Here is a 13,132-nt window from a genome sequence, read left to right on the forward strand (position 1 = left end):
GGCCCGGCGACGCCGGTCAGGAGCGCAGGTAGGCCAGGACCGCCAGGACACGGCGGTGCTGGTCGCTGTCCTCGGCGTACAGCCCGAGCTTGGCGAAGATGTTGCGGATGTGCTTCTCCACCGCCCCCTCGCTGATCACGAGTTGCCGTCCGATGGCGGGGTTGGATCTCCCCTCCGCCATCAGGGACAGCACCTCGCGCTCGCGGGGGGTGAGGGAGGCCAGCGGGTCGTCGCGGCGGCGCCGTACCATCAGCTGGGACACGACCTGCGGGTCGAAGACCGTCCCGCCGGACGCCACCGCGCGCAGGCCGCCCATGAAGTCGTCCACGTCCACGACGCGGTCCTTGAGCAGGTATCCCACCGCTCCCCTGGCGTCGGCGAGGAGGTCGTCGGCGTAGGACACCTCGACGTACTGCGACAGGATCAGGACCGGCGCGCCCGGCACCCGGCGGCGCGCCTCGACCGCCGCCCGCAGCCCCTCGTCGGTGAAGCCGGGCGGCATCCGGACGTCCACCACCGAGACGTCCGGCCGGTGCTCGACGACGGCCCGCACGAGGGCGTCGCCGTCCCCCACGGCGGCGACGACCTCGCACCCGAACTCCTCCAGCAGCCGGATCAGGCCCTCTCTGATGAGGACCGCGTCATCGGCCACGACTACCCGCACGGAACCTCCGCCACGATCACCGTCGGCCCGCCCACCGGTGAGTCCACCGTCAGTTCCCCGTCCACCGCCTTCAGGCGGTCGGCGAGGCCGGACAGGCCGTGTCCCTTGGCGACGTGCGCGCCGCCGACCCCATCATCCCCGATCGTGAGCATCAGGACGCCACCGGTCCGCGCCAGCGTGACCGTGCACACGGTGGCGTGGCTGTGCTTGGCGGCGTTGGCCAGGGACTCGGCGACCACGAAGTAGACGGTGTTCTCGATCGCGGCGGCGAAGCGCCCGGCCACCTGGACGTCCAGCTCGACGGGGATCGTGCAGCGGCCGGCCAGCGCCGCCAGCGCCGGGGCGAGGCCCCGGTCGGTGAGGATCGGCGGCGCGATGCCGCGCGACAGGGCGCGCAGCTCGTCGAGGGTCTCGCGGGTGGAGGCGATGGCCTGGCCGAGCATCTCCTCGACCACCCGCGGGTCGCGCTTGAGCTGGCGCTGCGCCCGCGACAGGTCCATGGCCAGGGAGACCAGGCGCTGCTGCGGCCCGTCGTGGATGTCGCGTTCCAGCCGCCGCAGCGCGTTGGCCTCCGCCGACACCGCCGCGGCCCGTCCCTCCGCCAGGTCGTCGATGCGCTCGTGCAGTTCGGCGACGCTGACCAGCATCGCCCGGCCCAGCCCGGCCCTGACCAGCGCGCAGCCGCGCAGGACGATCGGCAGAGTGAGGGCGAACAGCACGCCGATGCCGGTGTTGAACGCGACCTCCACCCAGACGGCGTCGCCCAGCCCGAGCAGCTCGGGCAGCCCCTGGTTGCCCGGGATGGCGGCGAGGACCCACCCGTAGATCGGGTAGGTCAGGCCGATGATGGTTCCGGCCCACCAGGTCACCGCGAAGACGAAGGTCACGATCGCGATGGGGAAGGACACGATGCCGTAGAGCAGGTCCAGCCACGACTGGCCGTTGGTCAGCGGGTTGGCGATCCGGCGGAACCGGCCGGCGCCCTCCGGGGCGGGCCGGTAGCGGGGCCGGGCCAGCGGGCGGCCGAGCACCTCCGGCAGCATCCGCCGCTCGGTGTCGGCCAGCCCGCGCGCCGCCAGCAGCGTCGTCGCGAGGATCGGCACGCCGATCCACACCACCACGGTGCCCACCCCCGCGGCGAAGCCCGTGACCATGAGGCAGAAGAAGAAGACCGAAACGGGGAAGCCGGCGAGCAGGTAGCGGGTGTCGACGCCGACCCGGCGCAGGAGGGTTCTCATGCGGCCAACCGTATGGGCGCGAACTGCGTCGATCGACCCGGTGAACCGGTGTGCGGGGGTGGGGTCTGCCCTACCCCCGGTGCGGAGGCGGCCCGCACCCGAAGACTGCTGCGGGCGTCACTGCGCGGGGCGGGGGCCGCGCGGGAGGGTCGGGACATCCCCCTTCTCCGAGGAATCGAGGCCCTCCCTTGACCGCCGTGATCCCCCGCCCCGCAGGCCGTACGGCGCCGCGGACCACCCCGGTGCCGCTCCCGCGCCCGGTGGCCGGACCGCCCGGTCGTCCCGCGTCCGGCGCGGAGTCCGGCCGCGACCTGTTCATCGACGTGCTGCGCCTGCTCGGCATGGCGCTGGTGGTGCTGCAGCACTGGAGCATGCCGGTGCTGTCCTTCGCCGACGGCCGGATCGCCGCCGGCAACGCGCTGTCGGCCGGGAACATGTGGCTGGTCACCTGGGTCAGTCAGGTGATGCCGTTGATCTTCTTCGCCGGGGGCGCGGCCGGCGCGATCTCCTTCGGACGCGCGGCGCGGCGCGGCCTGCCGGCCCCCGCCTGGGTCGCCGCCCGGCTGCGCCGCCTGGTCCTGCCGGTGGTGCCGCTGGCCGCGGTCTGGCTGCCGCTGCCCCACCTGCTGCTCGCCGCCGGCCTGCCGGAGCAGCCGGTGCTGACGGCCGCGCGGCTGGCCGGGCAGCTGCTGTGGTTCCTGGCGGTGTACGTGGTCGTGGTGGCGCTGACCCCGCTGCTGGTCAGGCTGGACGCGGCGTACGGGCTCCGGGTGCCCGCGGCGCTGGCGGCGGGGGCCGTCGTGGTGGACCTCGTCCGCTTCACCGGCGGCCTGGAGGCCGTCGGGTTCCTCAACGTCGTGTTCGTCTGGCCGGCGATCCACCAGCTCGGCCTGCGGTACGCCGCCGGCCGCCCCCGCCGCCCCTGGCTGATCGCCCTGGCCGGGTACGGCGCGGCCGCGGTGCTGGTGGCCGCCGGCCCCTACCCGGGCAGCATGATCGGGATGCCGGGCGCGGCCGTCTCCAACATGGCGCCGCCCACCCTGGCGCTGCTGGCGGTGGGCGTAGGGCAGGTCGGGCTGGCCCTGGCCCTGCGGCCGTGCGTGATGGCGTTCGCCCGCTGCCCGGCGGTGTCCCGGGTGCTCGCCTGGACCGGCGCGCGGATGATGACCGTCTACCTGTGGCACATGAGCGCGTTGTGCGTCGTCACCGCGGTGGTCGTGGTGGGCCTGGGGATCTCCACCCCGGAGCCGGGCGGCCCGGCCTGGCTGTCGGGCTGGCCCCACTGGCTGCTGCTGCTCGTCCTGGCGCTGTGGCCGCTGCTGCGGGCCTTCGCCCGGTTCGAGGCGCCCCGGCCGGCCGCGCCGTACACCGGGGGGACGGCGCGGATCGCGGCGGCGGCCGGGCTGGCCGCCGCGGGTCTGCTCCTGTTCACCGCGTTCGGCTTCGTCCCGGGGCCGGCGCCGCTGATCGGCGCGGGACTGCTCCTCGCGGCCCTGCCGCTCGGCCGTACGGCCGCGCCCGCCCGCCGGAACGAGGTGCCCGTTCCCCGGAGTCCCACGGTCTCGCGGTGATCCGCGGAGCCCGTACGGCCGCGCCTCCGCTCGAAAAGTGACCCGATCCGCCGCCCCCGCTGGTCCGACCACCACCGGTTCTTCGGCAGTATTGAACCGTGAGCCTTGTAGATCGCCTGCCAGAAGAGATAGACGCCGACCCCGACACCATCTTCGACGCGTTCGTCGCGTGGAACTCCGAGCGGGGGCTCACCCTCTATCCCGCCCAGGAGGAGGCGCTGATCGAGGTCGTCTCCGGCAACAACCTGATCCTGGCCACGCCCACCGGATCGGGAAAGAGCCTGGTGGCGGCCGGTGCCCACTTCACCGCGCTCACCCGGGACGTGCGCACCTTCTATACCGCCCCGATCAAGGCGCTGGTGTCGGAGAAGTTCTTCGACCTGTGCGCGCTGTTCGGCACCGAGAACGTCGGCATGATGACCGGCGACGCCAGCGTCAACCCCGGCGCGCCGATCATCTGCTGCACCGCCGAGATCCTCGCCAACGTCGCGCTGCGCGACGGCGCCCAGGCCGACATCGGCCAGGTCGTGATGGACGAGTTCCACTTCTACGCCGAGCCCGATCGGGGCTGGGCCTGGCAGGTGCCGCTGCTGGAGCTGCCGCACGTGCAGTTCATCCTGATGTCGGCGACGCTGGGCGACGTCAGCATGTTCGAGGAGGACCTCACCCGGCGCACCGGCAGGTCCACCGCGGTGGTCAAGAACGCCGAGCGGCCGGTCCCGCTGGTCTACTCCTACCGCCTCACCCCCCTGCACGAGACGCTGGAGGAGATGCTCGCGACCGGCCAGGCCCCGGTCTACGTCGTCCACTTCACCCAGGCCTCGGCCATGGAGCGGGCTCAGGCGCTGATGAGCATCAACATGTGCAGCAAGGCCGAGAAGGAGGCCATCGCCGCGCTGATCGGCAACTTCCGCTTCACCACCCGCTTCGGCCGCGCCCTGTCCCGCCTGGTACGGCACGGCATCGGCGTCCACCACGCCGGGATGCTGCCGAAGTACCGCCGGCTGGTGGAGCGGCTCGCCCAGGCGGGCCTGCTGAAGGTCATCTGCGGCACCGACACCCTCGGCGTCGGCGTCAACGTGCCGATCAGGACCGTGCTGTTCACCGCGCTGAGCAAGTACGACGGCACCAAGGTGCGCCGGCTGCGCGCCCGGGAGTTCCACCAGATCGCCGGGCGGGCCGGCCGGGCGGGCTTCGACACGATCGGCTACGTCGTCTGCCAGGCCCCCGACCACGTCATCGAGAACGAGAAGGCGCTCGCCAAGATCGGTGACGACCCGAAGAAGCGGCGCGGCTACGCCCGCAAGAAGCCGCCGGAGGGCTTCGTCGGCTGGAGCGAGGAGACGTTCGAGAAGCTGCAGCAGGCCGAGCCTGAGCCGCTCGGCTCCCGCTTCAAGGTCACCAACGCGATGCTGCTCGCGGTGATCAACCGCCCCGGCGACTGCTTCGCGGCGATGAAGCACCTGCTCACCGACAACCACGAGGACCGCAAGTGGCAGCGGCGGCACATCAGCCAGGCCATCGCGATCTACCGGTCGCTGCTGGCCGGCGGCGTGGTCGAGCAGCTCGCCGAGCCCGACGAGCAGGGCCGCAGGGCGCGTCTGACCGTCGATCTGCAGGAGGACTTCGCGCTGAACCAGGCGCTGTCCACCTTCGCGCTGGCCGCCCTGGACCTGCTGGACACCGAGTCGCCGACCTACGCGCTGGAGGCGGTCTCGGTCATCGAGTCCATCCTCGACGACCCCCGTCAGATCCTGTCGGCGCAGCTCAACAAGGTCCGGGGTGAGGCCGTGGCGCAGATGAAGGCCGACGGCATCGAGTACGAGGAGCGGATGGAGCTGCTGGCCGAGGTCACCTATCCGATGCCGCTGGCCGACGAGCTGCTGGGCGCCTACGAGACCTACCGCCGGGGCCACCCCTGGGTCGGCGACTACACGGTCAGCCCGAAGAGCGTCGTGCGCGACATGTACGAGCGGGCGATGACCTTCGCCGAGTACGTCCAGTACTACGACCTGTCCCGCTCCGAGGGCACGGTCCTGCGCTACCTCGCCGACGCCTACCGCACGCTGTCGCGCACCATCCCCGAGCATCTCAAGACCGAGGACCTCGTCGACCTCATCGAGTGGCTCGGCGAGCTGGTCCGCCAGGTCGACTCCAGCCTGATCGACGAGTGGGAGAAGCTGGCCAACCCCGACCCGGAGCGGGAGGCCGAGGAGGAGATCGAGACCAGGCCGCGTCCGGTCACCGCCAACCCGCGCGCCTTCCGGGTGCTGGTCCGCAACGCGATGTTCCGCCTGATCGAGCTGATCGCCCTGGAGAAGGAGGAGGAGCTGGCCGAGCTGGCTCCCGACGTCGACTGGCCGGCCGCCCTCGACGCCTACTACGACGAGCACGAGGAGGTCGGCACCGGCCCCGACGCCCGCGGCCCGGCGCTGCTGCGCATCGAGGAGGAGAAGGAGCTCTGGCGGGTCCGCCAGGTCGTCGCCGACCCGGCGGGCGACGGCGACTGGGGCATCGACGCGCAGGTCGACCTCGCCGCCTCCGACGAGGAGGGCCGCGCCGTCATCCACGTCACCGGCCTGAACCGTCTCTGACCGTCTCTGACCGGCCCCGGCCGGCTCTCGGCCGGCTCCGGCGGCTTCCGGACGGCGGCGTGCTCCCGGTCCCCGGGGCGGGTCCGCCGTCGTCCCCCGCACGGTCCCCCACCCGTCCCCCGCGCGGTCCCGCCGGCCGTTCCGGCGCGGCCCGAGGCACCCGGCGGGGCCGACAGAATAGGGGACATGAACGACGAAGCGATCAGGCAGGTGCTGGGCCTGCTCTATCAGGAGGACACGCTGCGGACGCTGGCGGCGCTGACGCTGAACGGCGAACCCGAGGATTCGGGCCTCGGCAAGGAGGCGTTACGGCGGGCGCTGGACCGGCTGGAACGCGGCGGGCTGGCCGTACGGGACGACGACGGCGGGTGGACGGTGCGCAGGGAGCGGTTCCGCGAGCTGCTGCACACCACGGCCAGGCCCGCCGAGCCGTCCTCGCCCGAGGAGAAGGTGCTGCGGTCGTTCCTGGTGGACGGGCGGCTGCGGGCGATCCCCACCAAGCGCGACAAGCAGCTCATCGTGCTCGACTACATCGCCCAGGTCTTCGAGCCGGGGGTCCGCTACCCGGAGAAGGAGGTGGACGTCGCGCTGCGCGCCTTCCACGACGACTTCGCGGCGCTGCGCCGCTACCTGGTCGACGAGGGGATGCTGAGCAGGGAGAACAACGTCTACTGGCGCTCCGGCGGCTCGGTCGAACCCTGATCGGCGCGCAGCCGGCCGGCCAGCCGCCGCATCCGGTCGGCGAGCTCGGGCGGCTCGTGGACGGTGAAGTCCAGATCCAGCAGGCCGATGGTCAGGGCCAGCCACTCCAGCGAGTCGCCCCCGGTGCGCAGCAGGCAGGTGCGCTCGTCGACCGCCTCCAGCCGCACGTGATCGGAGGGCCATATCCGGTCGGCGGCGACCTCCAGGGGCGCGTGCAGGGTGACCACCGCCCGGTGGCGGCTGATCGGGGCGACGATGGAGCGCTCGATGTGGCCCTCGGGCGGCTCCCGCGGGGCGAAGCGGACGCCGACCGCCCGCGGGGCGGTCATCCGGTCCACCCGGAAGGTCCGCCAGTCCTCCCGCCCGGTGTCCCAGGCGACGAGGTACCAGCGCCGCCCGGCGGACACCAGCCGGTACGGCTCGGCCAGGCGGGCGCTCTCGGCGCCGTCGCGGTCCCGGTAGCCGAAGCGCAGGCGCTCGCGGTCGCGGGCGGCCTGCGCCAGGACCGCCAGCGTCTCGGCGTCGACGGCCGGCCAGGGGCGGGGCAGCGCGCCGGGCAGCGCCACGGTCTGGGTGTGCAGGGTGTTCACCCGGCGGCGCAGCCGGGAGGGCAGGACCTGCTCCAGCTTGGCCAGGGCGCGGGCCGAGGTCTCCTCGATCCCGGCCACCGTGCCGGCCGCCGCGGTCCGCAGGCCCACCGCGATGGCCACCGCCTCCTCGTCGTCGAGCAGCAGCGGCGGCATCGCGGTCCCGGCCTCCAGCCGGTACCCACCGGCCGGGCCGCTGACGGAGTGGACGGGATACCCCAGCTCCCGCAGCCGGTCCACGTCGCGGCGCAGCGTGCGCGGGCTGACCCCCAGCCGTTCGGCGAGCTCGGCCCCGGGCCACTCCCGGTGCGCCTGGAGCAGTGACAGCAGCCGGAGCGTCCGTCCCGTGGTGTCGCTCATGTCTCCACGATCCCACCGATCGCGGCCGGAACCTGACCGCGACTCCTCGTAGCGTCACCCGCATGAGTCACATCGAGATCACCGGCGCCCGGCAGAACAACCTGAGGAACGTCTCCCTGAAGATCCCGAAGCAGCGGATCACGGTCTTCACCGGCGTCTCGGGGTCGGGCAAGTCGTCTCTCGTGTTCGGCACGATCGCCGCGGAGTCGCAGCGGCAGCTCAACGAGACCTTCCCCCCGTTCGTCCGCAACCGCCTGCCGAAGTACGGCAGGCCGGACGCCGACCACATCGAGGGCCTGTCGGCCGCCGTCGTCATCGGCCAGCAGCGCATCGGCGGCAACTCCCGCTCCACCGTCGGGACGGTCACCGACATCCACACCCTGCTGCGCCTGCTGTACTCCCGCGTCGGCACGCCGCCCGCGGGCTACTCCAACGCGTTCTCCTTCAACGACCCGGCCGGGATGTGCCCGGAGTGCGAGGGCGTCGGCCGGAAGGTGGCGCTGGACCTGGACCGGGCGCTGGACCGGACGAGGTCCCTCAACGAGGGCGCGATCCTGCTGCCGGGCTTCGGGGTCGGCACGTGGTACTGGAAGACCTACGCCTCCTCCGGCCTGTTCGACAACGACAGACCGCTGACCGATTACACCCCCGAGGAGTGGGACCTGTTCCTGCACGGCGGCGGGACGACGGTCTCCTTCGAGACGCGGGGCGGCACGGTCCCGCAGAAGTTCGAGGGACTGGTCGTCAAGTTCGACCGCCTCTACGTCAACCGGGACGGCGAGCAGACGTCCCGGCGGGCGGAGGTGATGACGTTCACCTCCACCCGGCCGTGCCCGGCGTGCCGGGGCGCCCGGCTCAACCCGGCGGCGCTGGCCTGCCGGATCGACGGCCGCAACATCGCCGAACTGTCCGCGCTGGAGATCCGCCACCTCGTCGGGATCATCCAGGGGATCGACGGCCCGGTCGCGGCGGCGGTGGTCCCGCCCCTTCTGGACCGGCTGCGGCACATGGTCGGCATCGGCCTGGGCTACCTCACCCTGGACCGGCCCACCGCGACCCTCTCCGGCGGCGAGTCACAACGGATCAAGATGGTCAAGCATCTCGGCAGCAGCCTGACCGACATGACGTACGTCTTCGACGAGCCCACCATCGGGCTGCACCCGCGCGACGTGGCGAACATGAGCGCGCTGCTGCGCGCGCTGCGGGACAAGGGCAACACCGTCCTCGTCGTGGAGCACGACCGCGACGTCATCGAGATCGCCGACCACGTGGTGGACGTCGGCCCGCGCGCCGGGACGCACGGCGGCGAGATCGTCTACGAGGGCGGCGTCGCGGGCCTGCGCGAGGCGGACACCCTCACCGGACGGCACCTGCGCCGCGTCCGGCCGCTCAAGGAGGACTTCCGCGCGCCGTCCGGCGAGCTGACCGTCACCGGCGCGAACGTGAACAACCTGCGGGACGTCACGGTCTCCTTCCCCGCCGGGGTGCTCACCGTCGTCACCGGGGTCGCCGGGTCCGGCAAGAGCAGCCTGGTCAACGAGGCGTTCCTGGCCGCGCACCCGCGGGCGGTGGTCGTCGACCAGTCGGCGGTCGGCACGTCGATCCGCTCCACCCCGGCCACCTACACCGGCCTGATGACCGAGATCCGCAAGCTGTTCGCCGCCGCGAGCGGGGCGAGCCCGGCGCTGTTCAGCTTCAACTCCGAAGGCGCCTGCCCGGCGTGCCAGGGGCTCGGCGTGATCCACGTCGACCTGGCCTTCATGGACGGCGTCACGTCGGTGTGCGAGACCTGCCGCGGGCGGCGCTTCCAGGAGGAGGTGCTGCGGCACACCCTGCGCGGCAGGTCGATCTCGGACGTGCTGGAGATGACGGTGAGCGAGGCCGCGGAGTTCTTCACCGAGCCGAAGCCGCGGCGGGTGCTGCGCTCGATCGAGGAGGTGGGACTGGGCTACCTCAGGCTCGGCCAGCCGCTCAGCACCCTGTCCGGCGGCGAGTGCCAGCGGATCAAGCTCGCCGGGGAGCTCAGCCGGAGCGGTGGCGTCTACGTGATGGACGAGCCCACCACCGGCCTGCACATGGCGGACGTGGAGCGGTTGATCACGATCATCGACGGGCTGGTGGACGCGGGGAACACCGTCATCGTCATCGAGCACGACCTCGACGTGGTCAAGAGCGCCGACTGGGTCGTCGACCTCGGGCCCGGCGGCGGCGACCAGGGCGGCACCGTCGTGTTCGAGGGCACGCCCCGGTCGCTGCTGGAGGCGACCGGCTCCGTCACCGCCGAGGAGCTGCGCCGCGACCTGACCCGGCCGAGCTGACGCGCCGGCGCCGGGCCGGGCCGGGTGGACCGCCGTACCGCGGACCGGTCAGCCGTAGTACTTCTTCGCGCCGTCGTGCAGCGGCACGGGGCCGGTCTTCGGGGCGTTCTCCCGGGTGATGTCCCTGGCCGCCGGGTGGACCCTCTCCAGCTCGGCCTTGTGGTCGAACAGCAGCCCGGCCAGGTCGCCCGCGAGCTCGGCGTCCATCTTCTCGTTCACGACGAGGAGGTTCGGCACGACGATCGTGGGCACGTCGGCCGGGGTGGCGTAGACGTCCTTGGCGATGGTGCCCGCGGCGTAGACCGGGCCGTGCTCGGCCCGCATCGGCTCCAGCACGGAGTCCAGCGGGATGAAGGCGACCTCGTCCTTCATGCTGGTCAGCAGGTCGGTGACGCCGGGGGTGGGCAGCCCGCCGGACCAGACCAGGGCGTCGAGGGTGCCGTCCTTGATGCCCTGCACGCTCTCGGGCAGGCCCAGCGACTGGCGGGTGACGTCCGCCTCGGGGTCGAGGCCCGCCGCCTTGAGCATGCGCAGCGCGATGACCTCGGTGCCGGAGTTGGGCGATCCGGTGGAGACCCGCTTGCCCCTGAGGTCGGCGACGGACCTCACGCCGGAGTCGGTGGTGGCCACGACCTGCGTGTAGTTGTCGTACAGGCGGGCGATCGCGCGGATCGGCTGGGGGGAGGTGAACGCCCCCTTGCCCGCCACCGCGTCGGCCGCCGAGTCGGCGAGGCTGAAGGCGATGTCGGAGTCGCCCTTGACCACCCGCCGGATGTTCTCCACCGAGGCGCCGGTCGCCTCGGCCGTCGCCTGGTAGCCGGGGAGGTTCTTGCCGATCTGGTCGGCCAGGCCGCCGCCCAGGACGTAGTAGACGCCGGTGGTGTTGCCGGTGGCGATCGACAGCCGCCCGCCCCGGGCGGCGGTCCCGCCCGTCCCCCGCTCGGCCGACCGGTCGCCGCCGCAGCCGCCGAGCGTCAGCGCCAGCGCCCCGGCGGCCAGCGCGGCCGCCACGCGTTTGAAGGTCATGATCGTCTCTCCCGGGCTCGTGTGACGAGATGCAGTGCGATGGCGAGGACGAGGACGCCCGCCCCGGCCAGGGCCGGGAGGGGCGACAGGAACAGCAGCAGTACGGCGGCCACCCCGCACAGCGCCCGCTCGGCCGGCCCGGCGGGACCGGCCAGCCAGCCGCCGGTGGCGGCGGCCAGCGCGGCCACGGCGAGCGCCGAGACCGCCGCGGCGGCCAGGATCTCCCCGGCCCCTCCCTGGGCGAGCAGCGCCGAGCCGGCCGGGGTCAGCACGAACGCGAACGGGACCAGGAACGCCGGCAGGGTGTACTTCCAGGTGGCCAGCATGGTCCGGTGCGCGTTGCCGCCGGTGATCGCCGAGGCCGCGAAGGCCGACAGCGCCGTGGGCGGGCTGACCTCCGACAGCACCGCGTAGTAGAAGATGAACATGTACGCCTCGGCCGGGGTGACCCCGAGGCCGGTCAACGCGGGCCCGATGATCACCGCCGCGATGACGAACGACGCGGTCACCGGCACGGCCAGCCCCAGGATCAGCACCGCCAGCGCGCACAGCAGGGCGGTGAGGAGGAGCTGCCCGCCGGAGGCGCCGACGATCAGCGAGCCGGCCTTGAGGCCCAGGCCGGTCAGGGTGACGACGGCGACGATCAGCCCGGCCGCGGCGCAGGTGGCCGCGACCGGCAGCACCCCCGTGGTGCCGGCGGCCAGCGCGTCGGCCGCCCGGCGCGGGGTCAGCCGGTGGTCGCGGTCCAGGAAGGACAGCGCGAAGGCCAGCAGCGTGGCGTAGACGACCGCGCGGAACGGCGACTGGCCCAGCGCCATCAGCACCACGATCACGAACAGCGAGCTGAAGTGGTAGCCGAAGCGGCGCAGCAGCGGCCACAGGCGGGGCGCGTCCACCTCGACCGTCCGCGTGCCGTACCTGCGGGCGTCGATCTCGATGGCCAGGAAGATGCCCAGGTAGTACAGGAGCGTGGGGATCGTCGCGTAGACCAGCACCGTCAGGTAGCTCACCCGGAGGTACTCGGCGATGATGAACGCCGCCGCGCCCAGCGTGGGCGGCGACAGGATCGCGCCGATGCCCGCCGCGGCGAGCACTCCCCCGCCCTGCTCCGGCGGGTAGCCCGCCCGGCGCAGAATCGGCCAGGCGACGCTGCCCACGCTCACCGTCGTCGCGACGCCCGAGCCGCTGACCGTGCCGAGCAGGAACCCGGCGAGGGTGACCGTACGGCCCGGCGCCGAGCGGGAGCGGCGGAAGGCGGCCAGGGAGACGTCCACGAAGAACCTGCCCGCGCCGGAGTGGTCGAGGACCGCCCCGTAGATCGTGAACAGGATGATGTAGGTGGCCGCCACGTCCAGCGGCACGCCGTACACGCCGTCGGTGCCCATCACGGAGGCGACGATGATCCGGTCGATGTCGTAGCCGCGGTGCCCGACGACCCAGTCGATGGGCAGGTAGCCGCCGTAGTAGGCGTAGGCCAGGAAGACCAGGCAGACGGCCGGCAGGATCCAGCCGACGGTGCGCCGGCACGCCTCCAGCACCAGCAGCACGATGACCGCGCCCACCGCCACGTCGAGGGTCGTGGGGTCGGCGGCCCGCCGGATGAAGTCGCCGAACACGATCAGCGGGTACAGGCAGGCCGCGAGGGACAGCGCGGCGAGCGCCCAGTCGGCGACCCCCGGGCGGGCCCCGCCGCGCCGCCCCGGCCGGTAGCAGACGAAGGTCAGCGGCAGCACGACCGCGAGGAAGAGCATCCGGTACGGCAGGACCTGCCCGGGACGGAACACCTGGTACAGCGCGTAGAGCGACAGGCAGAGCGCGACGACCGTGACGGCCGCGGCCAGGCGGCCGGTCAGGCGCCGGGCCGGCCGCTCGGCGTCGAATTCGGCGATCAGGTCGTCCGCCGTACCGGTCCCCGTGGGCGTGGTCTCCGTCAAACGCCGTCTCCAGCCGTGAGCCGCCGGGTCACTGACAGTGGATACCCGGGAAGCCGACGGCGGCCAGTCAAGAGAAGATCACATTACGATCACTTCCTTCGCCCGCCCCGCACGGCGAACGGGCGCCCCGGACGGCGG

The 13,132-nt window shown here is 72.9% G+C and carries 9 protein-coding genes; 4 read left to right on the forward strand and 5 right to left on the reverse strand.

What is annotated here, in order from left to right:
• Nucleotides 1-16: 16 nt before the first annotated feature.
• Nucleotides 17-664 (reverse strand): response regulator, encoded by a 648-nt coding sequence (locus ACQP10_RS24760; RefSeq protein WP_189248193.1) that lies wholly within the window; start codon nucleotides 662-664, stop codon nucleotides 17-19.
• Nucleotides 655-1,902, reverse strand: a complete 1,248-nt coding sequence (locus tag ACQP10_RS24765; protein ID WP_346022651.1) for a sensor histidine kinase — start codon at nucleotides 1,900-1,902, stop codon at nucleotides 655-657. Before ACQP10_RS24765 ends, ACQP10_RS24760 begins: the two co-directional genes overlap by 10 nt.
• Nucleotides 1,903-2,099: 197 nt before the next feature.
• Between ACQP10_RS24765 and ACQP10_RS24770 the strand changes: the two genes are divergently transcribed.
• The 3 genes from ACQP10_RS24770 to ACQP10_RS24780 all read left to right on the forward strand — a co-directional run bounded on the left by ACQP10_RS24770 (nucleotide 2,100) and on the right by ACQP10_RS24780 (nucleotide 6,769).
• Nucleotides 2,100-3,473: an acyltransferase family protein gene (locus tag ACQP10_RS24770; RefSeq protein ID WP_346023225.1), complete on the forward strand. Its 1,374-nt coding sequence runs from the start codon at nucleotides 2,100-2,102 to the stop codon at nucleotides 3,471-3,473.
• 98 nt (nucleotides 3,474-3,571) lie between these two features.
• A complete protein-coding gene (locus ACQP10_RS24775) occupies nucleotides 3,572-6,067 on the forward strand; it encodes a DEAD/DEAH box helicase (RefSeq protein WP_346022652.1) in 2,496 nt (831 codons plus the stop codon).
• Nucleotides 6,068-6,253: 186 nt separating this feature from the next.
• Nucleotides 6,254-6,769: a DUF2087 domain-containing protein gene (locus tag ACQP10_RS24780; RefSeq protein WP_346022653.1), complete on the forward strand. Its 516-nt coding sequence runs from the start codon at nucleotides 6,254-6,256 to the stop codon at nucleotides 6,767-6,769.
• Here ACQP10_RS24780 and ACQP10_RS24785 read toward each other — a convergent pair.
• Nucleotides 6,736-7,716, reverse strand: coding sequence for a helix-turn-helix transcriptional regulator (locus tag ACQP10_RS24785; RefSeq protein ID WP_179827721.1), 981 nt, complete (start codon nucleotides 7,714-7,716; stop codon nucleotides 6,736-6,738). The genes ACQP10_RS24780 and ACQP10_RS24785 overlap by 34 nt on opposite strands.
• Nucleotides 7,717-7,778: 62 nt before the next feature.
• On the opposite strand from ACQP10_RS24785, the gene ACQP10_RS24790 reads away from it, so the two are divergent.
• On the forward strand, nucleotides 7,779-10,034 hold the full coding sequence (locus tag ACQP10_RS24790; protein WP_433539785.1) for an excinuclease ABC subunit UvrA: 2,256 nt from the start codon (nucleotides 7,779-7,781) through the stop codon (nucleotides 10,032-10,034).
• A gap of 48 nt (nucleotides 10,035-10,082) precedes the next feature.
• Here the strand turns inward: ACQP10_RS24790 and ACQP10_RS24795 are convergent, their stop codons facing one another.
• Both ACQP10_RS24795 and ACQP10_RS24800 read right to left on the reverse strand, forming a co-directional pair.
• Complete coding sequence (locus ACQP10_RS24795; protein WP_433539786.1) at nucleotides 10,083-11,060, reverse strand: TAXI family TRAP transporter solute-binding subunit; 978 nt, start codon at nucleotides 11,058-11,060, stop codon at nucleotides 10,083-10,085.
• Nucleotides 11,057-12,994, reverse strand: coding sequence for a TRAP transporter permease (locus tag ACQP10_RS24800; RefSeq protein WP_433539787.1), 1,938 nt, complete (start codon nucleotides 12,992-12,994; stop codon nucleotides 11,057-11,059). The genes ACQP10_RS24795 and ACQP10_RS24800 overlap by 4 nt, the downstream gene beginning before the upstream one ends.
• Nucleotides 12,995-13,132 lie beyond the last annotated feature (138 nt).

This window comes from Streptosporangium sandarakinum (genome assembly GCF_050942225.1).
In the GTDB taxonomy this organism is placed as follows: Bacteria; Actinomycetota; Actinomycetes; order Streptosporangiales; family Streptosporangiaceae; genus Streptosporangium; species Streptosporangium nondiastaticum.